The organism is Microcoleus sp. S13_C5, from assembly GCF_036700845.1.
Lineage (GTDB): Bacteria > Cyanobacteriota > Cyanobacteriia > Cyanobacteriales > Microcoleaceae > Microcoleus.
Genome location: NZ_JAUBPR010000039.1, coordinates 14,136 through 41,031, shown reverse-complemented (window position 1 = coordinate 41,031; position 26,896 = coordinate 14,136). Strand labels below are relative to the sequence as shown.

Annotated in this window: 27 protein-coding genes; 9 read left to right on the top strand and 18 right to left on the bottom strand. The window is 46.1% G+C overall.

Going from position 1 to position 26,896, the window contains the following annotated elements; all coding sequences use genetic code 11:
- Positions 1–54: 54 nt before the first annotated feature.
- Positions 55–993, top strand: coding sequence for a PspA/IM30 family protein (locus tag QUA04_RS13045; protein ID WP_333257699.1), 939 nt, complete (start codon positions 55–57; stop codon positions 991–993).
- 33 nt (positions 994–1,026) lie between these two features.
- Here the strand turns inward: QUA04_RS13045 and QUA04_RS13040 are convergent, their stop codons facing one another.
- Together QUA04_RS13040 and pheA are read right to left on the bottom strand one after the other, a co-directional pair.
- On the bottom strand, positions 1,027–1,668 hold the full coding sequence (locus tag QUA04_RS13040; RefSeq protein ID WP_333257696.1) for a pentapeptide repeat-containing protein: 642 nt from the start codon (positions 1,666–1,668) through the stop codon (positions 1,027–1,029).
- Between the two features lie 106 nt (positions 1,669–1,774).
- Positions 1,775–2,722 carry a prephenate dehydratase gene (gene pheA, locus QUA04_RS13035; RefSeq protein ID WP_333257693.1) on the bottom strand — a complete coding sequence of 316 codons (948 nt, stop codon included), beginning with the start codon at positions 2,720–2,722 and terminating at the stop codon, positions 1,775–1,777.
- A 206-nt stretch (positions 2,723–2,928) separates the two neighbouring features.
- Here pheA and QUA04_RS13030 point away from each other — a divergent pair, with 206 nt between their 5' ends.
- Positions 2,929–3,507 carry a DUF1997 domain-containing protein gene (locus tag QUA04_RS13030; protein ID WP_333257690.1) on the top strand — a complete coding sequence of 193 codons (579 nt, stop codon included), beginning with the start codon at positions 2,929–2,931 and terminating at the stop codon, positions 3,505–3,507.
- Positions 3,508–3,652: 145 nt separating this feature from the next.
- Here the strand turns inward: QUA04_RS13030 and QUA04_RS13025 are convergent, their stop codons facing one another.
- The 6 genes from QUA04_RS13025 to pgl all read right to left on the bottom strand — a co-directional run bounded on the left by QUA04_RS13025 (position 3,653) and on the right by pgl (position 7,917).
- Positions 3,653–4,105, bottom strand: coding sequence for an FHA domain-containing protein (locus QUA04_RS13025; protein ID WP_333257686.1), 453 nt, complete (start codon positions 4,103–4,105; stop codon positions 3,653–3,655).
- Positions 4,102–4,662: a hypothetical protein gene (locus QUA04_RS13020; RefSeq protein ID WP_333257684.1), complete on the bottom strand. Its 561-nt coding sequence runs from the start codon at positions 4,660–4,662 to the stop codon at positions 4,102–4,104. Before QUA04_RS13020 ends, QUA04_RS13025 begins: the two co-directional genes overlap by 4 nt.
- 169 nt (positions 4,663–4,831) lie before the next feature.
- Positions 4,832–5,569, bottom strand: a complete 738-nt coding sequence (locus tag QUA04_RS13015) for a PRC-barrel domain-containing protein (RefSeq protein WP_333257681.1) — start codon at positions 5,567–5,569, stop codon at positions 4,832–4,834.
- Positions 5,570–5,625: 56 nt separating this feature from the next.
- Positions 5,626–6,102, bottom strand: a complete 477-nt coding sequence (locus QUA04_RS13010; RefSeq protein WP_445242320.1) for an FHA domain-containing protein — start codon at positions 6,100–6,102, stop codon at positions 5,626–5,628.
- 97 nt (positions 6,103–6,199) lie between these two features.
- Positions 6,200–6,991 carry an FHA domain-containing protein gene (locus QUA04_RS13005; protein ID WP_333257674.1) on the bottom strand — a complete coding sequence of 264 codons (792 nt, stop codon included), beginning with the start codon at positions 6,989–6,991 and terminating at the stop codon, positions 6,200–6,202.
- 206 nt (positions 6,992–7,197) lie between these two features.
- A complete protein-coding gene (pgl, locus tag QUA04_RS13000; RefSeq protein WP_333257671.1) occupies positions 7,198–7,917 on the bottom strand; it encodes a 6-phosphogluconolactonase in 720 nt (239 codons plus the stop codon).
- A 476-nt stretch (positions 7,918–8,393) separates the two neighbouring features.
- Here pgl and QUA04_RS12995 point away from each other — a divergent pair, with 476 nt between their 5' ends.
- Positions 8,394–9,761 (top strand): hypothetical protein, encoded by a 1,368-nt coding sequence (locus QUA04_RS12995; RefSeq protein WP_333257668.1) that lies wholly within the window; start codon positions 8,394–8,396, stop codon positions 9,759–9,761.
- Between the two features lie 148 nt (positions 9,762–9,909).
- On the opposite strand, the gene QUA04_RS12990 is transcribed toward QUA04_RS12995, so the two are convergent.
- The 5 genes from QUA04_RS12990 to QUA04_RS12970 all read right to left on the bottom strand — a co-directional run bounded on the left by QUA04_RS12990 (position 9,910) and on the right by QUA04_RS12970 (position 13,831).
- Positions 9,910–11,076: an LptF/LptG family permease gene (locus tag QUA04_RS12990; RefSeq protein ID WP_333257666.1), complete on the bottom strand. Its 1,167-nt coding sequence runs from the start codon at positions 11,074–11,076 to the stop codon at positions 9,910–9,912.
- A gap of 74 nt (positions 11,077–11,150) precedes the next feature.
- On the bottom strand, positions 11,151–11,879 hold the full coding sequence (gene lptB / locus QUA04_RS12985; RefSeq protein ID WP_333124735.1) for an LPS export ABC transporter ATP-binding protein: 729 nt from the start codon (positions 11,877–11,879) through the stop codon (positions 11,151–11,153).
- 173 nt (positions 11,880–12,052) lie between these two features.
- Complete coding sequence (locus QUA04_RS12980) at positions 12,053–12,523, bottom strand: LptA/OstA family protein (RefSeq protein WP_172186331.1); 471 nt, start codon at positions 12,521–12,523, stop codon at positions 12,053–12,055.
- A gap of 381 nt (positions 12,524–12,904) precedes the next feature.
- On the bottom strand, positions 12,905–13,321 hold the full coding sequence (locus QUA04_RS12975; protein WP_333257663.1) for a DUF309 domain-containing protein: 417 nt from the start codon (positions 13,319–13,321) through the stop codon (positions 12,905–12,907).
- 147 nt (positions 13,322–13,468) lie between these two features.
- Positions 13,469–13,831, bottom strand: coding sequence for a ferredoxin thioredoxin reductase catalytic beta subunit (locus QUA04_RS12970; protein ID WP_333068224.1), 363 nt, complete (start codon positions 13,829–13,831; stop codon positions 13,469–13,471).
- Positions 13,832–13,935: 104 nt separating this feature from the next.
- Between QUA04_RS12970 and QUA04_RS12965 the strand changes: the two genes are divergently transcribed.
- Positions 13,936–14,097, top strand: coding sequence for a hypothetical protein (locus QUA04_RS12965; protein WP_333257660.1), 162 nt, complete (start codon positions 13,936–13,938; stop codon positions 14,095–14,097).
- A 34-nt stretch (positions 14,098–14,131) separates the two neighbouring features.
- Positions 14,132–15,262, top strand: a complete 1,131-nt coding sequence (cas6, locus tag QUA04_RS12960; RefSeq protein ID WP_333257658.1) for a CRISPR-associated endoribonuclease Cas6 — start codon at positions 14,132–14,134, stop codon at positions 15,260–15,262.
- A gap of 224 nt (positions 15,263–15,486) precedes the next feature.
- Here cas6 and QUA04_RS12955 read toward each other — a convergent pair whose 3' ends face one another.
- Positions 15,487–16,923 carry a DUF2079 domain-containing protein gene (locus QUA04_RS12955; protein ID WP_333257655.1) on the bottom strand — a complete coding sequence of 479 codons (1,437 nt, stop codon included), beginning with the start codon at positions 16,921–16,923 and terminating at the stop codon, positions 15,487–15,489.
- A gap of 9 nt (positions 16,924–16,932) precedes the next feature.
- The gene (locus tag QUA04_RS12950; protein WP_333257715.1) at positions 16,933–18,516 is read right to left on the bottom strand and encodes a DUF2079 domain-containing protein; all 1,584 of its coding nucleotides are present in this window, start codon (positions 18,514–18,516) and stop codon (positions 16,933–16,935) included.
- A 127-nt stretch (positions 18,517–18,643) separates the two neighbouring features.
- On the opposite strand from QUA04_RS12950, the gene dxr reads away from it, so the two are divergent.
- On the top strand, positions 18,644–19,834 hold the full coding sequence (gene dxr / locus QUA04_RS12945; RefSeq protein WP_333257653.1) for a 1-deoxy-D-xylulose-5-phosphate reductoisomerase: 1,191 nt from the start codon (positions 18,644–18,646) through the stop codon (positions 19,832–19,834).
- 229 nt (positions 19,835–20,063) lie between these two features.
- Here the strand turns inward: dxr and QUA04_RS12940 are convergent, their stop codons facing one another.
- Entirely contained in the window at positions 20,064–20,576 is a 513-nt protein-coding gene (locus QUA04_RS12940) for a phosphoribosyltransferase family protein (protein WP_333257650.1), read from the bottom strand.
- 54 nt (positions 20,577–20,630) lie between these two features.
- On the opposite strand from QUA04_RS12940, the gene QUA04_RS12935 reads away from it, so the two are divergent.
- The gene (locus tag QUA04_RS12935) at positions 20,631–21,380 is read left to right on the top strand and encodes a pentapeptide repeat-containing protein (protein WP_333257648.1); all 750 of its coding nucleotides are present in this window, start codon (positions 20,631–20,633) and stop codon (positions 21,378–21,380) included.
- 148 nt (positions 21,381–21,528) lie between these two features.
- On the opposite strand, the gene QUA04_RS12930 is transcribed toward QUA04_RS12935, so the two are convergent.
- Together QUA04_RS12930 and QUA04_RS12925 are read right to left on the bottom strand one after the other, a co-directional pair.
- The gene (locus tag QUA04_RS12930) at positions 21,529–21,729 is read right to left on the bottom strand and encodes a hypothetical protein (protein ID WP_333257713.1); all 201 of its coding nucleotides are present in this window, start codon (positions 21,727–21,729) and stop codon (positions 21,529–21,531) included.
- Positions 21,730–22,432: 703 nt separating this feature from the next.
- Complete coding sequence (locus QUA04_RS12925) at positions 22,433–22,630, bottom strand: hypothetical protein (protein WP_333257647.1); 198 nt, start codon at positions 22,628–22,630, stop codon at positions 22,433–22,435.
- A gap of 1,652 nt (positions 22,631–24,282) precedes the next feature.
- Between QUA04_RS12925 and QUA04_RS12920 the strand changes: the two genes are divergently transcribed.
- Together QUA04_RS12920 and QUA04_RS12915 are read left to right on the top strand one after the other, a co-directional pair.
- Positions 24,283–24,468: a hypothetical protein gene (locus QUA04_RS12920; RefSeq protein ID WP_333257644.1), complete on the top strand. Its 186-nt coding sequence runs from the start codon at positions 24,283–24,285 to the stop codon at positions 24,466–24,468.
- 1,451 nt (positions 24,469–25,919) lie between these two features.
- A complete protein-coding gene (locus QUA04_RS12915; protein ID WP_333257641.1) occupies positions 25,920–26,783 on the top strand; it encodes a calcium-binding protein in 864 nt (287 codons plus the stop codon).
- Positions 26,784–26,896 lie beyond the last annotated feature (113 nt).

Here is a 26,896-nt window from a genome sequence, read left to right as displayed (position 1 = left end):
ATCTGTTTAATTCTTAACTTCAAACAGGTTCGGACAGGTTCCTTATAGCAGTAAATGCTTGTGTTAGACAATCACGACCAACCGAAACCATACGATGCAGTTAGAGGCGGTCAACTGCCACCTCCTGTGGGCGGTGTAGTGCTTGGCGGACTAGCAGGAGTTAAACATCGGCTGTCTAGTTCTGTCAACGAACATCGAATTGCCGCCCTGAGAGAGACATTGAATTACGGCGATGCTGGCTTAAAAATAGTCATCAAGATTTGTCAAAGCGAAACAGGGCCAGTGCAGCGGGCGGCCTGCGATTTGCTTCGACAAAGGCTGAATTCGATCGCGCGCGAAAAATTACAGGCCTTTGTAGCTTCAAGTTCAGATTCAGAAGCTGAGGTAGACAGCACGGAAAAAATATTAAAGCACTCATCGGGTGCAGTCTCAGAAAAAAATTACGATCGGCAAATGTCCGAAGCACAGTTAATATTTGAGACAATTACGCAGCAGATGGAACCAAATTTGTTGCTATTAGAAGCACTGGTAGCCTCTATAGAACGGGAAGAATTTACCAGCGAACTGATGAATCTTTGGGAACTATTAATCTTAGAAATTCAGGAACCTCTCAAAGAACTGCGTCAGGCTGTTGGCACCGCGATTTCCGCCCAACTGCGGATTCAGTGGCTGTACAATCAAGCTGAATCTCAAGCCAACCAGTGGCAGCAGCGAGCTTTGCTAGCTCTTCAGACACAGGATGAAAATTCAGTCCGCCTCGCCGTGGTTCGCAAGCAGGTTCAATTCGATCAGGCAGCAGAACTAAAAATTGACTTAGACTACCAAACTGTGCGAGTAGAAAATCTTAACCGCAATTTGCTGGCTTTGGAAAGTAAGATTGCTCAAGCTAATTCCAAGAAAGAGATCCTCAAGATGCAGCTTCATTTTGCTAAGGTACAGCAGCAAATAGACTTCACTTTCAGCCAAGTCAATAGTATATTTTTTAGTCCTTAGTTGTCGGATTCTGCGGTTATACATTGCCTGATATCAGACTTGTCTGACACAAAACCGTATTGCCCCACTTAAAATTGCCTCATCTAGCTTAGCTCCCTGCAGATTAGCACCGCATAAAAATGCCCCGCTCAAATTAGCACCGCTCAAATTAGCACCGCTCAAGTCGGCCCCCTCAAGGTTACTTTCACACAAAAATGCGCCTGTCAAGTTGGCTTTTCTCAAGCTCGCCCCCCGCAGTTTTACCTCGCTTAGATTGGCTTTTTCGAGGTCGGCTTCGTCCAAGCAAGCTTCGATTAAGTTGGCTTCCATGAGGTTTGCCCTATACAGGTTTGCCCCGCTCAAGTTGACACCGATCATTTTAGTGTCCCCCAAGTTTGCGTGTGCTAACTTTGCTTGAATCAGGTCAGCCCCTGTTAATTTCGCACGAGTTAGATTTGCTCGGCTCAAATCAGCCCCATTTAGGTCTGCCAGCAGCAGACAAGCACTATCGAGGTTTGCATCAATTAAGTTAGCCCAACTCAGGTCTGCCGAAGCTAGGTTTATGTCTTTCAAGTTAGCCCAGGCGAGGCAAATATGACTTAGGAAAGCTTCGGAGAGGGAAGCGCCTATCAAATTAGCTGCGGAAAAATTTCTTTCTCCGGCTGCATATCGCTTGAGAAGTTCATCAGCATTCATCTCGCCAGCCTCCTAAGTTTTACTTAATAAAAAATTATACAATACTGACAGTACATTTAGTAGCAACCAAAGATTTTTAAAGTTTCTGTGTGATTTAAAAAAAAAATTAAATAACTGACAGTACATTGTAGCAACCAAAGATTTTTAAAGTTTCTGTGTGATTTTTTAACTCTTCCAGTGCTGAGCGAACAAATGGTTGGCAGGCGTTAGCCTCAAAGTCCATAAAGAAAATATATTCTCCGAGCGATCGTTTAGTCGGTCTAGATTCAATCCGACTTAAATTAATACCGCGACTGGCAAATACTTGCAAAGGTTTTACCAGCGCTCCCGGCATATTGGCAGGTACGCTAAAAGCTAGTGAGGTATGGGTGCAATTAGACGGTGAAGCATCGAGGATCAAATTAGAAGCAGATTGTGTAATGGATTTAGTGGATGAGCGCTCCCCTGGTTCTACGTTGGCGATTTCTCCAAAACTCCTGCTGAGTACCCAAAATCGAGTGTAATTATCGGGATAATCATTAATGGGTTGAGCTAACACTGGCAAATGGTAAAGTTCAGCAGCTCTTGGCGAAGATATCGCTGCTACATTTCTATCTTCCAGATATTGCAATGCTTCCGTGGTAGAATTCGCCGGAATTAATTGAGCTGAGGGAATAAACTGCCCCAACCATATCTGACACTGAGCTAGCGCTTGCGGGTGAGAGTAAACTTTTTGAATCTCGTTAAAATTTTTAGCATTAGACACCAGCGCGTGGGAAATGGGCAAAACTAAGGCGTGTTGAATGCGGAGTTGATCGAGTCGCCACAGTGTATCTAAGGTGACAGTCACGCTGCCTTCGATCGAATTTTCGACGGGCACAACTGAATAGTCAACCTGCCCTACGGCAGATGCCTCGATCGCTTGAGAAATGGTGGAATAAGGACACAGGGTGCATTCCAAGTTAGTTTCTTGGCTCAACCAATTGACATAAGCTAGAGCCGCTGTTTCTGCATTTGTACCAACAGGGCCGAGATGTGCGATCCTCTTCGAGGGCTTCACTAACGAAATTTTCATGTAGAGGCAATTTTAGGTTACAAATGTTTGCTTTACTCTCATCAGCTAGGAAGTATGATGAAAAATTAGCGATGTCTCGAAAGCTTTTATCAGTGATTTCTCGGATGACATTGCTAGGTTCGCGAGTTAGTGCGACTTATGTCACCTTAAAAAAGGTGATAGTTTATTAAGATATGCTTAGGAATCCTATATTTTGATATTTTCTCATGTATATCCGCTTTAATTCTTCCCAATCCGTTGAGATCGCCGTACCAGAGGAACGGGTTCCCATTCAACATTATCTGCGCCAGCCGCGGCGACTTGTGAATGCCCTTGTCGATCAAAGTCGCACAGAACAGCTAAACGATGACTGTTTCCGCCTAAAAATGCGACCGTTACAATTTATGATGCTGAGCATTCAACCCACAGTAGACATGAGGGTGTGGGCTGACTCGGATGGCACAATCAATTTGGAGTCCGTCGCCTGCGAAATTCGTGGCGTGGGTTATATAAACGATCGCTTTGCTCTCAATCTCAAAGGAAAGCTTTGTGTACACCAAAGCAGCGGGGTTGCATACTTAAAGGGAAAAGCGGATTTGGAAGTGCAAGTAGAATTACCGCCGCCGTTTTGGCTGACGCCCAAACCCATTTTAGAAGCAACGGGGAATGCTTTGCTCAAGAGCGTACTGCTGAGCGTCAAACAGCGGTTGATGCACCAGTTGCTCTTAGATTACCGCCGCTGGGCAAGCAGCGAAAGTGAGCTAATATCGATCGATCTCCCCCCAATCTTATCTTTAGAAGGGTGAAATCCTACTAGAGAAGCTGTTAATTAATGTATAGGGATATTTAGGCACAAATCAGGCCACTTACCACAATATTCGTTAGATGCTCGAATTGGGCATCGGTCGCTTTGTGGGAACTAGCCAGCAGGGATAGATAGATAGCTGCCGGTCAATCAAGATCGATTTGAGTCAGCCCTCCAAGTTCATCGTCTTCGATTATTCCCACGCCCCCTGGCCAAGCAGTGGATCGGTCTTTGGAAACTTCGTCCTTTTGGCGGAGTTCGCGCTGCGGTGGCTTGATTATTTTGCCCGGTTGATTCGTTGCGCCCACCCGAAGCCTGATTTTTGGCCCGGAATTGCCCAAGCGAATTGTCATCCCGTCCAAAACTGACACCTGAGCGATCGGTCTATCATCTACATAAGTGCCGTTAGCACCAAAATTAATAATTTCCCAGCCATGGGCGTGATTCCACAGCTCTACGTGGTGGCGGGAAACTACAGCGCTGTAAATAATTACATCATTGTCGTTCGATCGACCGATCCGAACCACCGGTTCGGATTCAAAACACCAACTTTGAACTGGGACAGATTGGATAGGATGTAACAGAGTTAAGGTAATCACGGATGTTTTGACACTCCACCGCCAGACAGAAACGGGGATACTTCTAGAGAGATTTTTTGGGAAAAAACTGCAAAAAATTTGATTTTAAAAGGCGTCGTCAGTTCGCCACTATTCCCTATATCTGCCCTAAAAATCGAACTTTTGGCTGCTTGAGGCATTTGAACAAATTTTTGATGGTTAGCTTTTGGCGCAGGCGCAAATTTTTGCTGTTCTCGGTAACAACCAAACACGATGTTATTAATCAGGTGAACTTCCCAGTGATGGACAGCGGTTTTAACCGCTTGATTAATTTGGTCTGTGAGGGAGCGATTGTGCCGATGGGTGAGCCGCTCAATTCGATCGGCTAAATAATCCTTTTTCCGCTGATGAACGAGAGAATTTAACTCAGACCCGTGCTGGTTGCACCGCTGATGTAAGTTCTCGATCGGCCGACAGTCACTACTTAACGACTCGCTGTTTATAAAGAAAGAAGTTAACCAATTATTAATCCTGGGGTTTCTAGATAAAATACTTGTTGGTTGTCTCGAACAGCATAGGTCTTTTTGATTTGCTAACATTTTCCTTATTGATGCGATACCTTTAAAATACAATGCTTTGAGCAGCACTGGAATTTTGAGCGACAACGCCTCAATCTCTCATAGCGAAAATACCGATCGACCTTCCTCGCGCGCGCGGCCCCAAAATGTGAGCGGCAATTAGTCGCAGGGCGAGCGGGAAGGCCAAACTTCAGCTCAAATCTGACTCGGGCGGCTCCGGGTTCGGCTCTGGCGGGACAGATTCTTGCCTTTGCCGCTTCAACTCTGCAACTTTTTCTTGAGCTACATCCCTGACTTCGAGAGCTTTATCTTGGAATTTTTCCGCCAGACTTTGAGCGCCTCGCTTCACACCTGCCACATTTTTGAGAGTTCTGTCAAAATCTTCATGTAAAAACTCGGCTACCAGACCGACTTTTTTGTGCAGTCCCTCAGCGTACTGCACTGGCTCCGATACAGCAACTTCAGAGACGATCGCCCGCTTGCTGCCGATAGTCGAAATAGCTGCCACAGGTAACAAGTAAATGTCGTCTAAAACACCGCGCCAGCCGCTGGATTTAAATAGGTAGTGGGTGACTGAACCCGTGCGGACATCAAATAGGTAGTCAACCACTGCACCTGCCTGATTCCCAGCGTCCGTGAGCACCTCAAGCCCGATCGGACAAACAGCTTGTTCTGGCTGATGCAATTCCGGCAGTTCCGGGTTAATGGTGACAAAAACATTTTCCCCCACCGTATCAACTTGCGCCCAAGCGAACCAAGTTTTTTTGCTGCCCAAAAGTCCCGACTTGCAAGTAAAGCCGATCGCCCGCTGGGAGTGAGCATCGAGCCAAACCCGATCTACCCTGCCGACCTCTTCCGCCGTTCTGCGGTCGATCGTGCGGCGGTTGAGCAGTTCGCTGCGCCTAACAATCTGTGGTGATGTACTCATAAATAAACTCCTGAGTGCCGCCGAGTGAAAAATGTTGATCGTCCAAAGAAGCCGATTTAATATTCTTCTTCCGAATAATGGCGAGTATTATCTGCCTGGGTTAACTCCTCCTCTTCCCTGGAAGTGCCAACTTCTTTTTGGTCGGGAACAGGAATCGTGCTAATGTGCACGCCGCCCGAGGGAGCGTGAATTTCCTTCGCCTCCCTTGGCTTGACGCTAATTTGTCCTAACTGGACTGAGGACTGATTCGGGCCTACGTTGATTTGAATTTTCGGACCTGAGCGAGCCAAGTGAACGATCAGACCGTCCACAATGGGAACCTTAGCGATCGGCTTACCATCGAGGTAAGTGCCGTTGGTACCTAAATTGATCAGTTCCCAAGTTATGCCGCTGCGCCGCAATTCGATGTGGCGACGAGAAACCACAGCGCTAAAAAGAACGACGTGGTTTTCGGTCGAGCGCCCGATCCGGACGACCTGCTCGTCTTCAAAGATCCAACTGCGGACGGGTATAGACTGGAGTGGATGTAGCAAGGTCAGCTTAATCACATTGGCAGCATTGAGTTTTGGTAGAGCGCCTCAAGATGCGATTTTAGATTTTAGACTTTCGATCGCCCAATCCAAACTCGCTCTAAGAGATTTGAAATAAAAACGTAACCAGGTCTCCTTTGCCCAGAGAGATGCGGTCTCCCGGTCGCAACCGGTGGCGGTTTCCCTTGGGTAGCGGAGTATTGTTGACGTAAGTGCCGTTGGAACTGCCTACATCTTCTAGGTAGCAAGCATCTCCCTCCACCCGGAGATTTGCGTGTACCCGAGAAACTATCTCAGAATTAGCAAATCCCGAAACATCAATATCCGGCGGTACTAAGTCATTTGGCTTGCCTATGTGAACCACAGACAGACTGTGAGGCAATTCCATCGGCGTATTTGTCTGAACGTGTAGCAGGCGCGCCGACTGCTGTTGCAGTTGAGTTTTAGCTACACCTGCTGGCTGTGGACCCGGAACCGGAGGAGAGATATTTACTGGTGTTGCCACCGATTCAGTTGTAACAGCAACCGAGGGCGAAGGCGGGGGATCTGGAATCGTCGGAATGCTGGCGGGAGTTTTTTCCAAGTTGAGACCTTTATTCAGGGTAACTAGAGGTTCCATTGCCATCAGGGGATCGGGTGCCACTAAATCCGGCGCCGGTGACGATACCACTGTCGGGCCTACAGGCGAGGGGGACGGTACTGTTACCTCAACTTCTGGAACTATGGAACCCGGACGCAAGTTAAAGCCACACTGACCGCAAAATGCTGCGTCTGTCTGAACTGCTGCACCGCAGTTCGAGCAACTTGCGGTAACAGGTAAAGGCGTGTAGCAAGCCTCACACTGGCTGGCCCCGTCGGGGTTCTGGTGATTGCAATTGGGACAGACAATCATCGATTTCTCCTTGCTATCGGCCAGATTTTCAAATCAGCCTCATAAAAATACTCGTGTATATGGTCAAATTTTAACTTTAACCGCCACAATTCTTATATTGCTTCGCTAATACTAGCAACTGAGCTGACGCCGTGACGTTAGCTGTGATGGGCAAGATTGAGTTAGTGATAATGCTGACTGTGTTAGCACGCTTGCGGCTCTGTCGGCTATTTCACTGCTTCGCCAGCCGCCGCATCGAGCAGCCACCAAAGTTCGCCTTCTGGTTGAACGAGTCTGGCTGGATAGGTCATTTCGTCGGCTGCGGGGGCAAAAATTTGAGCTAGGGCGGTTTGTTTGCTGGCTCCTGCGACCATGAAGATGACGCACCGGGCCCGGTTGATTAAGGGGACTGTAAAGGTAATGCGGGGTTGACCATCTTTGTTGCCGACAGTTACGAGGGCGTCGCGGACTTCCAAGGCTGCTGTGCCAGGAAATAGAGAGGCTGTGTGGGCGTCGTCTCCTATGCCCAATAAAATGATGTCGAAGGCAGGAAACTCGCTCTCGGATACTTTGAAGAACTGCTGTATTTCGGTTTGGTGCGCCTCCGCATCGGCTGCGGGGTCGCCGGCGCCTGTGGGCATGGGGTGGATGTTGCTGGCGGGGATATTCACTTGATCGAGCCACGCGAGGCGCGCCATTTTTTGATTGCTGTCTGGGTGTTCTGGGGAAACGTAGCGTTCGTCCCCCCAGAAAACGTGAATTTTGTCCCAAGGCAGGTCTTGGGCTGCTATCGCTCTGTAGAGCGGTTCGGGTGTGCTTCCGCCCGCTACGGCCATCGTACAAAGTCCGCGTTCTGCTATGGCTTCTGAGATTTTCGACAGCACAATCTCCAGCGATCGATCTATTAGTTGTTCCCTATTTGCTAATACTTCAACTACTTTTTTCATTAATTTCCTCTCAACTTTCCTTGGGTGTTGTTCTGGGCAATTGCCAATTTTACCTTGACATTTTGGTGTGACATTTTGGTTTGAGGCTGAGCGGCTGACAGACCCGGCAGGTCTGGCACCGCATCCCATAACATTTTATCATCTTATGGCCCTTGATTTAAGGAAAGCAAGACATATTTCTACCAGTGCTTTAGGGATTTTCACCTGTTGCATTGAGCTTTCACAACTTTCAATCAAAAGTTTGATCGTACTCGGAGCATCTCTGCAGAAAGTAAAAAGCGTTTTTTGGGAGTCCGATCCGTCCCGCACAGCAAAGTCTATAAATATAGCGAGCCGGACGATCGCACACCGACAGTAAAAGCCAAACCGAGATGCTCCCGATCGCACTTACCCCGGCATAGCAAAAATAATCAAGATTGATGTGGTAGACTAGGAAAAATAGTTTTAAATCCGCACGCTCGGATGGAAGCAAAACTATGTCAATTATTAAGCGATTTCCTACATCTGTCCGCTATCTAATAGCGCGGTTGCGCCACTGGACCCAACCGGCGGTTTGGGCTCCCCTAGCCGTGCTCTGTGCAGGGGGGTTATTTATCTGGGAGGTCTCTGTAAATCCAGAAAGGTTGAGCATAGATGGCGAAGAAGAACCAGCCTCAAAAACTCCAGCTTCACTATCGGGGCTATCTGCTGAAGATACCGCCATTGCGGCTGAAATCGACAGTTCACCAGTGCTAGTCAATCAGTTTAATGGCTCTACTGCTTCTGAGGTGAACTTGTTAAATTCATCAGTAGTAAAAAGCAAAGGTTTATTCGAGGAACTTCGAGATCGGGGCTTAGAAAATCCGGAGGCATCTTCAGCCCCCAAGCGGGTAGGAAGCAGCGGATTTTTCCCCTTGCCAAATTTAGCAAATCCTGCTGTCGAGGCCGGAAACAATAACCCCCAAAATTCCAGCTTGCCAAGTTCAAACGCAACATCAGCGTTGAGTTTATCTGGCAGTGGGAGACTGACTTCCGGGATAAAAACGATCAAGCCTGAGTCTCGGGGTACAGCGACAGCAACTTTATCGCAGGCGTCGAGTGAGGCTAATTCAGATAAACAAAACGAAAATTCTCTGCCTTTGAGTCCGCTGCAAGCAGCGATGAAAAAATACGTCGTTGCTAACACTTCGGCAACGGCGGCTTCGGCTGAGAAAACTGCCGACTCGGCTACATTGCTCGATCGACCGGCTTCCGATCCGGCTGCAGGAAATGCGACAAATTTGCTCCCAACGACCGCTACAGCTCAAAGTGGAGCAAATCCTGTGAATGTTCCCATAGCACTTCCCCCACTTGTGGCTCCGACAAATACTGTGAGCAAGGAATCTCAAGAATTGTTAAAACCAACAGCTACAGTCCCTGAATCATTGGCGGGGTTAACTTCCCGAGTACCGAGCCTTCCCGAAATTAATGCAGGGGCTGCAACGGTGGCTTTGCCGAAAAATCCCTACCAAACTAATTTATCTGGCTCAGGCTTCGCACCTGAAGTTCAACCTGTGGCACTTCCAGTAGCCATACCTTCGCCAACACCTCTACTTCCAAATGTCGGTGTATCTCCGTTTCCAAGTGAGATTGGGGGAAGCAAGATAATTAGCCCTCAATTCTCTCCCAATGCAGCGAATTCTCAATTTCAAACACCTCCACCGAGTCAGCTTAATTTGCCGGAGCAGCCTAACTTTGGAGTTGTTCCCCAAAACACAAATCAGGGCGTGCAGCCCATTCAACCTCAAACTTTTGCTACACCCCGCTCCCTGGCTCCGGGACGCTACATTGGCGGCGGCGAAATCAATACTTTTGCTAATCCTTAAATGAAGGAAGTTGGGCAACGAAAACGATATTATTATCAATTCCCAATACTTAGGCTAGGCGGTTCATGGTCTTCAATGTCGCTGAGCCTCAGCGTAGTGGAAGGGCAGTACAAGTTCCAAAACCCATTCCCAATGTTAGCGGTAAAACTTACCTAGCGGCGGCCCGCACCAACAACAATCCCCCGATTCCCAAGCCAAAAACGATCGGCAGCCAAGCCGACAGAATCGGAGTCAAAACAGCTTTCACGCCCATAGAACTGGTGATGAAAGAAAATACGTAGTAAGTAAAAATCACAACTACGCTAATACCAAAACTCGTTCCTCGACCGGAGCGGCGCGGTTGAGTTCCCAAAGCTGCTCCCACTAAACCAAATACCATACACACGAAAGGAAAAGCATATTTTTCTTGAATTCGCACCTTTAATTTGCGAATTTGCGGTTCGTCGCCACTGTTTTTAATGATATTCAAACGCTCTAAAGCTTGGGCAATGTTCATTTCCTTGAAATCCCGGGCTCTAGCCGCTAAATCTAAGGGCGTGCGGGGGAGTTGCAATTGCTGGTGTTGAAACCTAACTATATTGCGGTAAGAGCCATCAGGAGCTACTATATAAGCGGTTCCGTTGAAAAAATCCCAGGTATTTTCTGAGGGATTCCAAGTAGCAGATTCTGAAGAAACGATTTGATTGAGGCCTGGGGTGGAGCGATCGATAATTGTTAAACCTTTCATTCGCTGGCCGTCAAATTGTTCTGCATAAAAAAAACGGGCCAGGATTTCGTCGCCGCCTTTTTCGGGTTTGCGAAATTCTGTGTAGATAATATTTCTATCTTGAAATGTCGGTTTTTCTCGCTTCAGGGCTCTGTCTAAAGTCAGAGTAGCTCTGTAGCTGGCGGCGGGTACGACTAACTCTTGCAAAGCAAAGGTGAAGCCTGCAACAATTAAACTCATTATCACAGCAGGCAGTATCAATCGGTAAACGCTAACTCCGCAACTGCGGAGGGCGATGAGTTCGCTGTCGCTGGACATTCGGCTGTAGGCCATTAAGGTTGCTAGCAGCATTGACATGGGGAAAGCCAATACTACGAAGTAGGGAATTTGCAACAGAAAAATCTCTATGGCGGCGCTGTATGGGAGCCCGGATTCTGTGACTCTGCGGACTAATTCAAATAAGGCTCCAACTGTGACGGCGACGGATGTAAAGAGTCCGACGCCAAAGAGAAATGGCCCGATTAGTTCTTTGGTAATGTACCAGTCCATTACTGAAATTCTCGGCAGCCAGTTGATGGGATTCAAAGAATTGGATATTGCTATTTTCATAGTGGCGCGTTATCGCAGATTGCTCCTCAATCTAAAATCTAAAATTCGGCCGTTTGTCGAATGCCTTCAAAAGACTATCGCACGAAGTTGTCACCCAAGTAATACTGACGCACTAAAGGATTGCTGTAGAGTTCTTCTTCAGCCCCGGAGGCTAAAATTTGGCCGTCTCGCATGATGTATGCTCGATCGGTAATTTCGAGGGTTTCTCGGACGTTGTGATCCGTGATGAGGATGCCGATTTTACGATCGCGCAATTTAGCAATAATAGTTTGAATTTCGTCTACGGCGATTGGATCGACGCCTGCAAACGGTTCGTCTAAAAATAGGAACATGGGCCCGTCTCGCCCTGCTGCTAATGCTCTCGCCAGTTCAGTCCGTCGCCTTTCTCCCCCCGATATTTGAATTCCCAAACTAGATGCTATTTTTTCTAAGCGAAATTCTTGCAATAGGAAATCGACTCGATCGCGCCATTCCCAGCGCGGCACTTGAGTTTGTTCTAGGACTAACAAAATGTTGTCGCGCACGCTCATGTTTCGGAAAATGCTTGCTTCTTGAGCGAGATAGCCAATTCCCAAATGCGCTCGCTGGTGCATCGCCAATTTAGTGATGTCTAAATCGTTTAGCCAAACGGTGCCTTGATTTGGTTTTTCTAATCCGGTTGCTATGTAAAATGTTGTTGTTTTGCCGGCACCGTTGGGGCCTAGCAGTCCTACGATTTCTCCTTGGGCTACCGAAAGGTTGACGCGACTGACTACATTGCGTTTTCCGTAGGATTTGTGAATATTTTCGAGTACAATTTTCATTTTCGCTCCCGGCAACCTCTACAAGCTAAATTTCAGACTGCGGCTTTGTGCGATCGACTCTCTAATTTAAAGTTTACCTTTTCAAGTTGGTGACTTTTATAAAGACGAAATTTCGCATCTATCCCAAGTAGTATGTTTTGGCTGAGGCGAAATTTCGCTGCTGCGAGCCACTGTTACCGGGGGGCTGTAGTTGGACGTGGGGAGCCCACTGCATTTTGTGCTGCTGCATCTTGTTCCGGGGCAACCAGATAAACAGATTCTACCTGTCCTGGGTTGTCTGGCAGGGCAATAAACCGCCCTTCGTCGATGAGGTATGTTATGGTTTCGCCGCGCAGGCTGTTGCCCTGCTGCAATACGTAAACATCTCCGCTGAGAATGATCCGGCGCTCGCGGCTGAAATATTGAGCTTGAGCCGCAGTTGCTTGTATTTGGCGGGCTGGATAGTTAATTTGGACGTTGCCGCGGGCTGTCACGATGCCGGTTTTGGAGTCGGCTTCTTGAATGTCCGATCGCACACTGAGAGTGCGGGGCGGCCCGGCTTGCGGGTAAGTGGGAGAGGCAATCGCGCCTGCCAGAGTCAGGGGCAACAGCAGCGATAATCCTTTGAATATTCTGGAATTGAGTAGTTTAGCGGAGGGCATCATAAGCTTGGAGCCTCAATATTTGTGAAATTGCTGAAGGGCATTATCTCCAGTTAGGTATTTTATCTTAACGGCCAGAAAGATTCTTCTGAGGTCGATCGATTGACCCGAGAGTCTCAACCAATTATCCTAGCAAGACAACAGCGAATTTAATTGGCTATTTTGCTGAGTGGCTGCAACTGTCTTACTCAGAAACAGGCACAAAAGCCTGTGAAGCGACACATAAATTCTCTGGGTAGCCCAGCACGATAGCCCGCCCCCTAAGTGTGAGGCAAGGTGTGCTGCACCTCAGACTACAAGCATTTACTTAAAATTGGCGATCATCGCGCAGTATAGCAAGGGCCAAGACGATTAGGACGTTATTAATTGCTCAAACATCAGTTTTTATTGCTTCTGGCTTCTTGCTTCTGCTATAATTCGCGGCAATTGCAAGCCTGCAACTTCTGTACCTGCGAACAACTGTTGAAATTTAGCTACTTCTTCCGGGCCAGCTTGTTGCAAAGCGCTCAAAAGTTTAGCACTTTGTCCGAGCAAGTCTTCAACAGCAATTCCAGCATAACTCGGCTGATAATAACTGAGCCGACTTATTCCTTCTCCCAGCAAGATTACTGCACCGCGCCAGTTGTGATTTCCTAAGTGATAAAGCGCGACCGCAATTTGCAATATTCCCTGATAAAACCTTTTTTCCGGCTCGTCGGCTTCCATCCACAAAGCCTCTAAAGTATCGTGACAAGCGTAAAATTCTTGGCTGTTAAACTGTTCGATACCTTGCCAAAAGTCGAGCGGGATTTCCTCTGTCATTCGATTGGAGATTGGGGATTTTCGATTGCGGATGTGTGTTTGAGTAGGCGGCGATCGATTTTTTTTAGATAGCTAAGTCTTGAAAATAGGAAAAATAACGACCTGTTTTCAAAACTACTGCCATTTCACGACCGCCTACTTAACCGATTACATAGTATCTCTGACAGCTTGAATCTGATCCATTCCTATTTCCTGAGTAGTTCCCGCGAAATCGTTATCTGGCGTCAGAAATAACATACAGTGACACTCTTTGCGCTCGCGCATGGGAATGCAGGGACAGTTCCAGTAGGCGGCTTTTACTTCGGCTTCTTTATCTTCGTAATGGCGACAAGGGCATAAGGGAGCACCTAGTTCATCCTTGTGTTTTGCTAGTCCTTCTATCACGACAGCAGTGACGGAAGGCTCGGAACAAAAGTAAGTTCCCGTGCGCTTGGCGTAGGTTTCGGAGAAATTCTTCATCGCCTCCAAAGTTTTTTCGTTGGAGAGTTTAGATTTTTCTGTTGTGTTCATAGTTTAGGATCGGAGTTGAGGATGCTACGAGCTTTTAACAATTGTAGCGCAGTATGTGATTTTAAACACTTGTATATTTCTGTTTACTTACAAGGAGGAAAACCTTGACAAAGATTGAGTTTTACGGGGTTGGTTTTTTAGGGGTTTGTGTCTATCCCGGAGGGTGCGGGAAACTGGTGGCAGACCCGGTTTTTGAAGCAGCCAAAAGATTTGGGCGATCGATCGACCTCAACAATCATCCCCCAAAGGGGATAAAAATCGGATAAGATAGCACAGCCCTGTCCCCGTTAGTGGCATCTGATGGCAACTTCCCCGAACCGCACCCGCACCCGCGATCGAAAATCTCTTCCGTCTGGGTTGATTTGGCCGGCTGACACCGAGTTAGTCGGATTAGTGTTTGAATTGACTCCCGGCGCTGCTAGCTATCTGTACGCGCAGTATGCTATAGGTTTGCACGCTTGGTTTTTAGGTCAAGTACAGGAAACTGACCCGGATTTATCGAAACTTTTGCACGATGAACAGTCAGAAAAAGCCTTTACTATTTCGGGATTGGAAGGTGATTTGCTCCCGGGCGGCAAAGAATTTCAGCTTTTGGGCGATCGAATTTATCGCTGGTACGTAACAGGACTTTCAAAGCCAATAGTGCAGTGGCTGAGTCAGTGGCTGCAAAATTTGCCCGAAGAGATAGATTTGCGAAATGCTCCGCTGCTAATTCGCTCTTGGGATATTGCTTTTGCTCCCACAACTTACCAGCAATTATTAACAGCAGAACCTCCATTTTCGCCAACCATCAAACTTAGTTTTGTGACTCCTACAAGCTTTCGCAGCAAAGGCCATCACTTCCCTTTGCCAGTTCCCGAAAATGTTTTTCACAGTTATCTGCGCCGCTGGAATAACTTTTCGGGGGTAAATTTTGACCAAGCAGAATTTTTGAATTGGATTGATGAAAATGCAATTATTAGCCGCCACAAATTGGAGTCGCAAAAGGTAGCGGCGGGCAAAAAAGGCATGGTAACGGGATTCACTGGGGCTGTGGAATTTGGGCTAGGGCGATCGGCTCACAATCGCCCTGATTTTGTACAATTATTTTATGCTTTGGGGCGGTTAGCGCCTTATTGCGGCACTGGCCACAAAACAACTTTTGGATTGGGACAAACGCGCGCACAATGGTTGGCAGAAGCGCTACCTGAAGTGTCGATACAAAGCGTATTGGCGGCGCGAATAGATGAATTGACACAGAAGTTTATGGCGCACAGAAAGCGTACAGGTGGAAGTCGCGCTGCTGAGATTGCTGAAACTTGGGCGACGATTTTGGCGCGCCGGGAATTGGGGGAATCTTTGTTTGATATTGCTGCTGATTTGGAAATGCCTTATGAAACTGTGAAAACTTACGTGAAGTTGGCAAGAAGGGCTTTGAAAGTGGAGGATTAGCGCGAATTTGTTGACTGTTACTGGTTCCCAGGCTCTGCCTGGTAACACACATCCGGAGGCTCTGCCTCCAATTTTCCTCCGCCAGCGAGGCAGAGCCTCTAGACATCGATTCCCAGGCAGAGCCTGGGAACCAGTTAAACTTGTTGAGTGTTGACTGTTGACTGTTGACTGTTGACTGTTGAATGATGACTACTGACTACTGACTAATGACTGATGACTGCTGACTAATGACTCTTAGTAAATAGGTATATGTCGTCTCGCTGATATTTTAGTTGAAATTGAGGGGTATTTTTGAGTTTAGTTACTAGGTTTTTAACAAATTCTCGATCGCTCATCCAGCCCGGATATCTGAGGTTCAGCAATACATAATCAAATTCTGCGAGATTTGCAGGCGGCGCGTCAGCGTGAGTTAATTTTACTACAGGGCGGTGCGCTAAGTGCGGAGCAATCTGAGCAGTTGTTAAAACACTGCCTTTGGTTTCAACAAGAGAAATTGCCTCTTTGGTAGCTGGCAAAGTGTCGATCCCATTTAAATAAATAGTCCAAAAATACCCGTATTTCGCTAAAGCTAAGAAGGCAATCAACGACCAAATTACAATGACTCTAGGCAATGGATAGTTAGGAAGTGGCAATCTATCAAATATTGTCTTTCCCTTTTGCTGATTGCTATATGCTAAACTGGAAATTACGGCTACCAACAAAAACGGCAATATCGGCACAGAATATTGATGAATTAAATCCCGCTGAGCGGGGATATCGGAAAGAATATTCATCGCCAACATCGGCACCGCACTAATTAAAGATGACAGATGACGCGGGGACAGCCACCAAATTACTGGTAATAGCAATAACGCTAAATATTCAAAAGTCTCTAAAGAAAACAAACGCTCTAAAACTAGATTTGGTTTCACTATTAAATTAATAGCAATTTCAAAAACCGAGTTTCCCAAATATTGATATCGCCCGATTCCCGCGTGTTCTCTTCCCTGATTAAAATACGGTATAACTGCCTGAGTAGCTACCAGGAACCAACCCGCGCCTAGAAATAAAGCTATGAGCCCACAATTGCGTTTTTTGTCAAAACACAACAGCCACAAACCCATCGCAGCCACAGTTAAAGATAGCACGGCTTTGCAGCTCAAAACTAATACAATAGCAGCACAAAACCACAAGGTTTTATTCAGCCTCGCGGCTAAGATTGCTGCTAGCAGTGCTGGTAAAGCAATTACTTCTGGGTGGAAGTCGAAGAGATTGACATTGAATATTAATGGATACAGCAGGTAAATACAGGCGATCGCCCAAGATATGCTATTATTTAATCCGGCTTGACGTGCCAAACTCCAACTCGGCCAAGCACCTAAAGCTAGGGAAACAGCTTGCACTAATAAAAGCCAGTGAACATCTGGATATATTTTGTAAAGTAAAGCTAGTGGATAGAAAATAAAAGCCGCGTGATCGCCCCAAATATTTATTGCCATTAAAGAGGAAAATGGCGTTTGATTTTGGGAGATTAAATAAATTGCTTGGTCAAAAATTGCTAAGTCGAATGCAGTTGACTGAAACAAAGCGTGCCGCGCGCTGCTGGCGGTAAATAAGACTATCGTTGCCACGACAATCATTAAAAATACTGGATGATATTTTAGGGATTTTAAAGTTAGCATTTTATTGTTTTAATCAGCCTTTCGTTTAAATAGCAGAACTTCGTTTTTTTGAAAAGTTAAGTTAAAATCGGGAGAGTTTTTAAGTTGATTTGCTAAAGTAGCACCAAGTTTTTCAGTATCAGGCCAGGGATGGCGTAGGTTTAATAATATGTATTGAAATTCAGCTAAATTTGTTTGCGGCGAAATTTGTGACAGCAATTTTACTATTGGGCGGTGGGCAAAGTGAGGGGCAAGTCTATTATCTGTTAAAATACTGCTTTGCGGTTGAACTTGGGCGACTGCTTCCCGTGTAGCTTGCCAAGTATCTAGTCTATTGATGTACAGATAAAAATCTTTATATTCGCCCACCCATAGTAAAATTAATAACGACCACATTATCATGATTCTCGGCAATTGAATTCTTCGCCAAAGTTGAGTAATTCGGAAGTTTTTAAATTGTGACCGATTGAGCCATGTTAAAAACGGTTGCTTATTTGCTTTATCCTCTTCCTTGTTGCCTTTTATTTCTTCCCGGTTCCTTGTTTCTTCCTTCGCGATAAGTGCTAAAAATAAAAAGGGAATTACAGGCACTGAATACTGATAGGCTAAGCTGCGTTGAAATGGCAAGTCAGAGAGGATATTGATCAGCAGGGTAGGGAGGGCAGGAATTAGCGCTGTTAAATATTGTAGCCGTAGTTTGCCCGAGAATGGCAAGAGCAGCCAAATCACAGGTAAGGTGAGGAGAAATAAATATTTGAATGTATCGAAGGAAAGGATTTTTCCTAATACTAACTGTGGTTTTAAGATGAGATTGATGATGATTTCTAGTACGGATTTGCCTAAATAGCTGTAACGCCCGACTCCAGCGACTTCGCTGCCGCTAAAGAAGGGGATGATTTTCTGGGAAGCTATCAAAAACCAAGCTGCACCGAGCAAAAGTGCGATCGCCCCGCACCGTTGCTTTTTTTCGCAAAAAAACAGCCAGAGCCCCATAGCAACAACGGTTAAAGACAAAACCGCTTTGCAGCTCAAAATTAACAGAATAGCGGTACAAAACCACACAATTTTATTTAAACGCGCCGCCAAAATTGCTGCAAAAAGTGCGGGTAAAGCGATTACTTCCGGGTGAAAATCAAATAAATTGATGTTAAATACCACCGGATAGAGCAAATAAATCAATGCGATCGCACGGGATTGTTCTTGATTCAAACCTGCCAAACGCGCTAAACTCCAGGTAGGCCAAGCCCCCAGGGATAATGCAACTGCTTGTACCAACAGCAGCCAATGCACATCCGGGTAAATTTTGTACAGCCAAGCTAGCGGATAATAGATTACCGCTGCGTGATCGCCCAAAATATGAATCCCCATTAAAGAAGAAAAAGGCGTTTGGTTTTGGCTGATTAAGTAAATTGCTTGGTCAAAAATTCCCAAATCGAAACCAGTTGATTGGAATAAAGCGTGCCGTAAACTGCTACACAAAAAGAAAATTGCTGCAGCAGTAGCGATCGCCCCAACCAAACTCGACGGTAGTTGCGATCGACCTTCCTCTCTATTTTCGGCGATCGAGACACTGATGTCCTCAGGGTCATCAGCAACATTTTCCCTATTCTGCATGAAATCTGGCACTAGGTGGTCACTCAAAATATGATTCCATCGAATGTGCTTTCCACGCAATAGTTAACCACTAATTTTTATCCCCGCAATCGTAATATTAGAATAATCCACAAAACATTAAAAAATTGTGAAAGCAATAACTCTTCTCGGTTCCACAGGCTCCATCGGCACTCAGACTTTGGATATAGTAGCTCAATACCCCGATCAATTTCGGATTGTCGGGTTAACCGCCGGACGAAATGTAACGTTGCTGGCCCAGCAAATTCGCCAGTTTCGACCGGAAATTGTTGCGATTTGCGACGAAGATAAATTATTGGAATTGAAGGAGGCGATCGCAGATATCGACCCTCAACCTATTTTACTTGCTGGCGAGTCAGGCGTTGTCGAAGTTGCCCAATACGGCGACGCTCAAGCCGTCGTCACCGGCATAGTTGGCTGTGCTGGTTTGCTGCCAACAATTGCGGCTATCAAAGCAGGCAAAGATATTGCCTTAGCCAATAAAGAAACATTAATCGCAGGGGGCCCCGTTGTCAACCCCTTAATCGAAAAATACGGCGTTAAAATATTGCCGGCTGACTCGGAACATTCAGCAATTTTTCAGTGCCTCCAAGGTGTTATGGTTGGCGGGTTGCGGCGAATTATTCTCACGGCTTCGGGGGGGTCTTTTCGAGATTTGCCGATCGACAAATTAGCAGGAGTAACAGTAACCGATGCTTTGAAACATCCGAATTGGTCGATGGGGCAGAAAATCACGATCGATTCTGCTACTTTGATGAATAAAGGATTAGAAGTCATCGAGGCTCATTACTTATTCGGAATGGATTATGATGACATTGATATTGTCATCCATCCCCAAAGCATAATTCACTCGTTAATTGAGCTGCAAGATACCTCTGTTTTGGCGCAATTGGGATGGCCAGATATGCGCTTGCCCCTGCTTTACGCTTTGTCTTGGCCGGAGCGAATTCATACAGATTGGGAACGGTTGGATTTGGTAAAAGCTGGGGATTTGACTTTCCGAGAACCCGACCACGAAAAGTATCCTTGTATGCAGTTGGCTTATGCGGCGGGACGTGCGGGCGGTTCGATGCCTGCGGTGCTGAATGCGGCAAATGAACAGGCGGTAGCGCTATTTTTGCAGGAGAAGATTCAGTTTTTGGATATTCCAAAGTTGATTGAGAAGGCGTGCGACAAACATCAAACCGATAACTGTGAAAGCCCTGCTTTAGAGGATATTTTGGGGGCGGATAGGTGGGCGCGGCAGGAAGTTTTGGCAGATAGTATGGAATTGGGCGATCGGATTCTTTCGGTTCGCTAATGGTATCAGCAGACTTGCACTTACTCACAAGCCCGCCGGGGAATAAATTCCCCGTCTCATAGCTAAAGTCGGTTGAAACCGACTGCCCAAACTTGATAAATATCCAGTCCTCTTTCAGAGGACTTTAGCTATGAGACAGGGGTTTTTAACCCCTGGCGGACTATGCCAAAAAGTGCAAGATCTCGGCAAAAACCTATAAAAAATTGACCTGATTTTAGTCTTTTATTGACTAACTCGCAACTCTCGCTGCCAAATCAGCCGCACTCATCTTTTCGTACATTTCAAAAGGTTGGTGAATCCAAGGATTGTCAGCCAAATAATCTACATAATAATCCGGCTTCGCCACAGAACAAGCCTTGTACCAGAGTACAGCAGTCCGAATTTCCTGAATATCCTCGCCGTAGCGACTGTTGAGCCAAGCGATACCTTGCTCTAAACTAATTCCCGAATCCACCAAATCGTCAACCAGGAGAATGCGGCTGCCCAAATTATCGCCCACCATTGTCAAATCGCGGGCAAACTCGATCGCACCCCGGACATTTCCCTCGGTCCCACCATAGGACGAGGCAGCTAAAATCGCCAAAGGTTTGTCGAAAATCCGCGACAGAGTATCCCCAACCCGCAGCCCTCCCCTCGCCAGACAGACAATTCGATCGAATTTCCACTGAGATTCCTCAATTTTTACAGCCAAATCCTCAATTTTCCGATGGTACTCAGGCCAAGAAACGTAAAGGTCACTCATTCCTAATATTATTGAAATATCAAAGGTATTATTAATTATTTTGGGGAAAATGACATGGATGCAGATGAACTTCTCAAACGGTATGCAGCCGGAGAACGGGTTTTTCACAAAGTAGACCTGAGCGGTGCCCATATGTCAAGGACAAATTTGCGCGATATTGACCTGAGTCACGCTAATTTAAAAGGTGCAAATTCGATCGGTCTCACCCTCTACAGAGCTAATCTGTATCAAGCAGATATCAGCCAAGCCAACCTCTCCCAAGCCAACCTCATGTCCGCTAATTTTGGCGAATGCGAGGCGGTGGGAACGAACTTGAGCGGAGCCATCTTGCGGAGTGTCGTCTTCAGCGGCGCCGATTTAACGGGGGCGAGTCTCAGGGGTGCAGATATGAGAGATGCAAACCTTCAGGGGGCAATTTTGATTCAAGTTTATGCAGTTAACGCTAACTTGCAAGGTGCAAATTTGACAGAAGTAAAGCTTTGCGGAATCAACCTGAGCAAAGCAAATTTAACCGATGCTAACTTAACACAAGCTGACCTCAGCCGTGCTAACTTAACTCAAGCAAATCTGAGTTGGGCAAATTTGACGGAAGCAAATCTGGAAAAAGCGGATTTGAAGGGAGCAGATTTGAGCGGAGCTAACTTGAGCTGTGCAAATCTCCATCAAGCAGATTTGAGCGGAGTTTCCCTTAAGGGAGCAAATCTCCGGGGAGCAAACTTGCATCAAGCTTCTTTGCGCGGGACAAATTTGGATGAAGCGAATCTGAGAGAGGCCATGATGCCCGACGGCACAATCTCTGACTAAATAAGCTGACAAAATAGAAATTAAAACCGCAGGGTGCTTGTGGCGCACCCTACCTTTAGGCTAATGCCTGATTTTTTTAAGGAGATTTAATTCTGCCTTCAAGTGACAGTGAATTTAAAGAGTAGTGGCAAAAAATTTAGAACCGAGTTTAATCTACAACTTTCAGCCAGCCCCGGCGAACGGCGTGGAGCAAGCGGTTGATGGCTATTTGATCTTCTTCGGTAAGACAGTCATTTAACAGGGCTGTCTTGAGCTGTTGTCGGTGAGTGGGAGTCAGCAGACCGGAGTGATATACCTGAAAGACTAGTTCTGCAATAGTAAATTGAGGTAAAAGTGTTTGGGTGGTCATCATGTGTTTTTTTCTTGAACTCACTCTTGACAGTATTGACTGATTTTTCCAAAATTTATGTGATTCAACTACGGGAGTAAATGTGATCGATTGGCTCTTGATGAGTGATTTGTGTCAGCCGAACTTGGGGATCGGATATTTCCTGGATAGCCCCGCAACTTGAAACACCAACCCCGTCCCGATTCCTCGCTTTTGGCAACTCCGAAATCTCTACTTTTTGTCAAGAGACGGTGACAAATTTCGGAATATTTATCTATTAATAGATTACTAATGACTGCTCGCTAAATCGCATGGCTTAATTCAACGTAAAACTTTTACGGTGTTTATAAACCCGCTTTTACCTACATTTACCTAGTTTCTTGGTAGGGTCTTTGTTCCGTGGATATACTTAATAACCCGCCCAAAAACCGATACAAGTTTCCGACACCAGCGGCCATCTGCCCCAAATTTTAGACTCTTGTTCATGCTCCCAGATTGATCTGTGAAGTCAATCTAAAATCTAAAATCTAAAATCTAAAATCGGCTGACTGCTTCAAATCAAAAATCCCGGCTTCTTCAAGAAACCGGGTTCGAGTTTTTCGATCGCAGTAATTTTTTTTTGGAGAGGGTTAATGGAGCGACCTACTCACTTCAATCTTATTGTTGGTAAAGCTTGACAGGAGAGAAAGTAGAAATACTCATCTCAACTTCTTGTGTGAGGGGACTAATCGGAAATCCTGACCCATCCGCGGCGGATGGCGTGCAGCAGGCGGTTGGCTGCATCTCGGGCGTCTTCGCTGAGAGCGCTTTGGCAGAGTTCGCGCAATCCGTGGCTTTCAGTGCGAGTCAGATTGCCTGAATGGGTGACTTGATAGAACAGTTCAGCGATCGCGCGATCAGATTTTAAAGTCAGAGCTTGCATGAAATCTCGTTGAACTCGACTATTATAATATCGAGCATTTGACAAAAGAGTAGGGTGATTGCAGTCGGGTAAGCTGTGTGATCGTTCTTGGCTCGATTTGTGACCGAAGTCTGCCAGTATACGTGATTTAAATCACAGAAAACCCAATACCTCGATCGCATAAGCTATGATTGGGGTGGTAGCCTCAAGGTTTGACAAAACCTCGAAAAGCCCTGAACGCAAGGCTTTTAGTTCCCAATACCGCGGCGCAGCGGGAGTAAGTCTGCTCAACATCGCAGGCTATGGACTTGGATAGCTGTGAAACTTTTGGTTTTAGACACTAGGAGCTTGCAGCTCAGGGCATAAAGTTGCGATCGGCGAGCCACACCCTGAGATACAATAATTATAAATACTTCTCTCTCATCTATAGGCAGGCAGGCAGGTAAAAAAATGATAATGATTAGCTACTTTTTGATTGCCTTAATCGTTTTTCTTGTTTGGTTCAAAAGTTTTTGGAATGATACTGCGACATCTAAAAAAGACGTGATATCTTGGATAGCCTTAATAATCGGGCCTCTGTTTTGGCCTGTTGTTCTGCCCCTATCTCTTTTGCAAATTACTAGCAAGAAGTCTGTTGTAAAAACCGCTCAATGCGAGCAAGAATTATAATAAATTGTGGAAGTAACTGGCTTCAACACAGTCGGTGCTTTCGTCCTAAATTATGCGGCGTGCATCGCTCCTGGCAGCGAGTAAGTTATCTTGTTTCATTGTAAGAAAAAATGCAGCTAGAAGGTAGAATCCCAGAAAAATTCTGAATTCTAAAACAGTATTTTTTTACCCATATCCAATTCTGCCTTCTGCTTTTTGAACCCGCCCAAAAACGGATACAATTTTCCGGCAGGAGTTGGCAGTCGCCCAAAATTTTAGGCTTTTGTTCAAGCTCTTAGATTCATCTGTCAAATAAATCTCAAATCTCAAATCGTTCAACTAAGCGAGATTGACGGAGCGCTAGCCGAACGTCTCACGCCGAAGTATCCAATCAACTGATGCCTAAATTTTCTTCTGTCACACCGTGATTTAATGGTGCGGCTGAGTCAAAATTGTTCAGGCAAAATTGTCAGACTCAAATTATCGGACAGCGATTACAAAATTTTTTACCCAAAAATTATCGACCACCTCAACCAAGCTCAAAACTAATATGTAATTTAACATGGCTTGTTGCTTGCAAAAATATAACTTCAGACATATTTCCGCCTGCCGCTGACCAACTTAAGAATTTTTATACTTCCGGCTGCTACCTACCATTAATAGAATGTGGGAAAATCCTGGCTAGGTGTTGAAAAACAGCTAGGCTCTTTGCTCTGTAAGCTTTCCCAGCTCTCTTTATTCAAATCGTAGCAGCTCTAAACAGTAAATTGTAGAGTTCGTTGGCACCCAAAATGCCTAACTCTTACCGTAGTTAGATAGACAATTCAAGGCAGAGACTGCAATATGAAATAGGCAACAAAAGCTGTTTCAAATCTCAAGTACGACTTATTTTAGGCGATCGGGCATCAGGAGTGTATAACGGGAGTCAGCTAAATTTTTAGAGGTGCGAGATGTTTGGGAACTTCTAAAAAAAAGTGCCGTCACGGTATCCAAATTCGTTATTTGCATAAAACGTAGGAGTCAAAATGAACGAAGTATCTGAGAAACCAATTTATAGAGTTCTTCATCTATTGTCGCTGCTAGCGCTGGCATACTATGGAGCTACTTCCATCAATTATATTTTCGAGAGTGACTCTCAGGTTCACATCTACAACTACGACAGTCAGAGCAATTCCAACGCGTCACCAGCGCAACTAGCAGCACACCGCTAGGAATAAATAGTAGAGATTTTCTCTGAATGAAAGCGGAAAAAATTTTCCGGAAAATTGCTAATCGTTAATGATCAGCTCGAAGTTAACAACAATTGGCTAAAAACTTAATATTTTCACTCACAGGTATTAGCCATCGAATGTACCACAAAAATTGACTATTTAACTTTTTTATCAAAAGAGACCAGAGTGATGAAAGGATAGCCAAGCATTTTCATCAGTAAGAGCATTAATAGCTTTAGTAATCGCTTCATCAAGAACATTTGAAGGTGGATCTCCTTGAGAACGGAAAATCGCTTTGATTTTTGCCCGCTACAACTCGATGGGAGATAAATCCGGCGAGTATCGAGGTAAGAATTTTACATTGGCTTCGATAGATGCCATCAAAAAATTGACCGAAAGCATCCAGGATACAAGCCCCCGGATTCATCCGTCCAGAAATAAAAAACCTGTATCCGATGAAACTTGCCCCCCGAATTTATCCGTGGGGTCAATGCTTCAATTCTCAAATCTCCAATCTCCAATCTCCAATCTCCAATCGATTGACGGCTTCAGCATTATGAAAAGGTAAATTATCCCTAACTACAATTGCGCCAACCCATAACTGCGATTCATCTCTGGAGTAAATCTAAAATCTAAAATCTAAAATCAAGTGACAGTACCGTCACCAATCTACCGGCCCACTATTCATCCCAACTTCACCAAAAGACGAGCGCTGCATTGTCTGATTGTCCGGATGGATGTGGATCACGGTGGAAATGACGGATTGGGGTTGAAAAACTGGGTTTTTTAGCCAAAATCCTGCGTTGAGCGTGAGGGATTTGGCTGGAAACATCCAGGTGATGAGGCTCAAAAGCCCGTCCGGGACTGCGTTGGGACGCACTTTTGATTAAAGACGGCCTCCAGCGTGCGCCGGCTTGCTTTCAAATGGATCTAAAAAATTTTGATTTCTGGGGAACTATTGGCGAAAATCAAAAGTCTGGTCAACTACAGTGTAATTAAAAGAAATCGCAGCTCAGTTCCAGCCCCATTGCGGGCGCTCGAACTCTCCGGCGATCGACAGTGCCAAGGGCCCGGTGCAACTTCTCAATCTTGAGAGCATACTCCCATTAAAAATGGTCTCTGTGTATCTTCCGGGTATTGTTTTAATAATGACTAGCCACACTGACGGTCATTATGGTAAACTCGCAAACGTTTAACTGGAATATTTTCGTGTTAGAGGAGGCAGTGGTGGAGTCGAGAGTCAAAAGCAGGAAACAACCGAGATTTGCTGCTCAACGAATACAGGATTCAACTCGCGCTCTCAGGCTCGCTGCTGACCATTTAAATTACATGACAGCTTATAGCAGCCGGGTCAATTAGGGTCTCAACCGATGTCCGGTTTCATTTATTGAATCCCTTTGGAGGGAAAAGTGTATTGTAGAAAAATGATTGATCTTTTAGGAGGAGTGTAAATGACACAGGTAACGAATCCAACACAACCAGCAAGTTCACTACCAGGTGGTATAGGTGGCAGTGGCTCAACCGTTATCGGCACCACCGGCGACAACAGGTTGAACGGCGGCCCCGGCAACGATATCATCCTGACTTTTGGGGGCAATGATGTCGTCGCTGGTGGCGGTGGCAACGAGCTGATTATTACCGGAGGCGGCAATGACAGTATCGGCGGCGGCGACGGCAACGATACCATCTTTTCAGGCAGTGGCGCCGATGTGGTCGCTGGTGGCACCGGCGATGACTTCATCTTTGGCGGTAAAGGTGATGACCTGGTAGACGGCGGTGATGGCAATGACGTAATTTCTGGTGACAAAGGTAACGACACCGTACTCGGCGGATCGGGGAGCGATACAGTCTTTGGCGGCATGGGCAACGATGTTGTCGGCGGCGGGGACGGCAACGACAGCCTGTTCGGCGGTAAAGACAACGATACTGTCAATGGCGGTGCTGGCAATGACTTTATCTCTGGCGACAGAGGCAGCGATGTCCTGACGGGCGGTGCGGGCAGCGATACATTCTACTTCTTCTCCAGCGGTGGCGATTATGGCGTAGACACGATCACTGACTTTACCCCAGGCGAAGATAAGATCCGCTTGAAGCAGGGCGGTGTGTTCGCTGGTTTGGGCAGCACCTTCGAGGCGAGCGAGTTTGTCGTCGTTTCTGGTTTCAACACAGCTACTCCGGGAACAGCCACGACGAACAAGTTGGTCTACGATCCAACAAGCGGTGCGTTGTACTTCAACGGCAGCAACGGAGTGCTAACTATTGCTCAGTTGCAGCCTGGCCTGACAATTACCTCGAACAACTTCGAGTTGTTCTAAAACAACTGGCTGTTGTGGGGCAGCACCGGATAAGATTCGGGGCTGTTCTCACAAAGCCGGTAGTTTTAAAGGATTTCAACCTCACTCTGCCACAAGCAGGGTGAGGTTGAAAT

Excerpts from the sequence above, each read along its gene's own strand:
- QUA04_RS13045 (WP_333257699.1), top strand. The coding sequence starts at position 55 with ATGCTTGTGTTAGACAATCACGACCAACCGAAACCATACGATGCAGTT.
- QUA04_RS13040 (WP_333257696.1), bottom strand. The coding sequence starts at position 1,668 with ATGAATGCTGATGAACTTCTCAAGCGATATGCAGCCGGAGAAAGAAAT.
- pheA (WP_333257693.1), bottom strand. The coding sequence starts at position 2,722 with ATGAAAATTTCGTTAGTGAAGCCCTCGAAGAGGATCGCACATCTCGGC.
- QUA04_RS13030 (WP_333257690.1), top strand. The coding sequence starts at position 2,929 with ATGTATATCCGCTTTAATTCTTCCCAATCCGTTGAGATCGCCGTACCA.
- QUA04_RS13020 (WP_333257684.1), bottom strand. The coding sequence starts at position 4,662 with ATGTTAGCAAATCAAAAAGACCTATGCTGTTCGAGACAACCAACAAGT.
- QUA04_RS13015 (WP_333257681.1), bottom strand. The coding sequence starts at position 5,569 with ATGAGTACATCACCACAGATTGTTAGGCGCAGCGAACTGCTCAACCGC.
- QUA04_RS13005 (WP_333257674.1), bottom strand. The coding sequence starts at position 6,991 with ATGATTGTCTGTCCCAATTGCAATCACCAGAACCCCGACGGGGCCAGC.
- pgl (WP_333257671.1), bottom strand. The coding sequence starts at position 7,917 with ATGAAAAAAGTAGTTGAAGTATTAGCAAATAGGGAACAACTAATAGAT.
- QUA04_RS12995 (WP_333257668.1), top strand. The coding sequence starts at position 8,394 with ATGTCAATTATTAAGCGATTTCCTACATCTGTCCGCTATCTAATAGCG.
- QUA04_RS12990 (WP_333257666.1), bottom strand. The coding sequence starts at position 11,076 with ATGAAAATAGCAATATCCAATTCTTTGAATCCCATCAACTGGCTGCCG.
- lptB (WP_333124735.1), bottom strand. The coding sequence starts at position 11,879 with ATGAAAATTGTACTCGAAAATATTCACAAATCCTACGGAAAACGCAAT.
- QUA04_RS12980 (WP_172186331.1), bottom strand. The coding sequence starts at position 12,523 with ATGATGCCCTCCGCTAAACTACTCAATTCCAGAATATTCAAAGGATTA.
- QUA04_RS12975 (WP_333257663.1), bottom strand. The coding sequence starts at position 13,321 with ATGACAGAGGAAATCCCGCTCGACTTTTGGCAAGGTATCGAACAGTTT.
- QUA04_RS12970 (WP_333068224.1), bottom strand. The coding sequence starts at position 13,831 with ATGAACACAACAGAAAAATCTAAACTCTCCAACGAAAAAACTTTGGAG.
- cas6 (WP_333257658.1), top strand. The coding sequence starts at position 14,132 with ATGGCAACTTCCCCGAACCGCACCCGCACCCGCGATCGAAAATCTCTT.
- QUA04_RS12955 (WP_333257655.1), bottom strand. The coding sequence starts at position 16,923 with ATGCTAACTTTAAAATCCCTAAAATATCATCCAGTATTTTTAATGATT.
- QUA04_RS12950 (WP_333257715.1), bottom strand. The coding sequence starts at position 18,516 with ATGCAGAATAGGGAAAATGTTGCTGATGACCCTGAGGACATCAGTGTC.
- QUA04_RS12940 (WP_333257650.1), bottom strand. The coding sequence starts at position 20,576 with ATGAGTGACCTTTACGTTTCTTGGCCTGAGTACCATCGGAAAATTGAG.
- QUA04_RS12935 (WP_333257648.1), top strand. The coding sequence starts at position 20,631 with ATGGATGCAGATGAACTTCTCAAACGGTATGCAGCCGGAGAACGGGTT.
- QUA04_RS12930 (WP_333257713.1), bottom strand. The coding sequence starts at position 21,729 with ATGACCACCCAAACACTTTTACCTCAATTTACTATTGCAGAACTAGTC.
- QUA04_RS12925 (WP_333257647.1), bottom strand. The coding sequence starts at position 22,630 with ATGCAAGCTCTGACTTTAAAATCTGATCGCGCGATCGCTGAACTGTTC.
- QUA04_RS12920 (WP_333257644.1), top strand. The coding sequence starts at position 24,283 with ATGAACGAAGTATCTGAGAAACCAATTTATAGAGTTCTTCATCTATTG.
- QUA04_RS12915 (WP_333257641.1), top strand. The coding sequence starts at position 25,920 with ATGACACAGGTAACGAATCCAACACAACCAGCAAGTTCACTACCAGGT.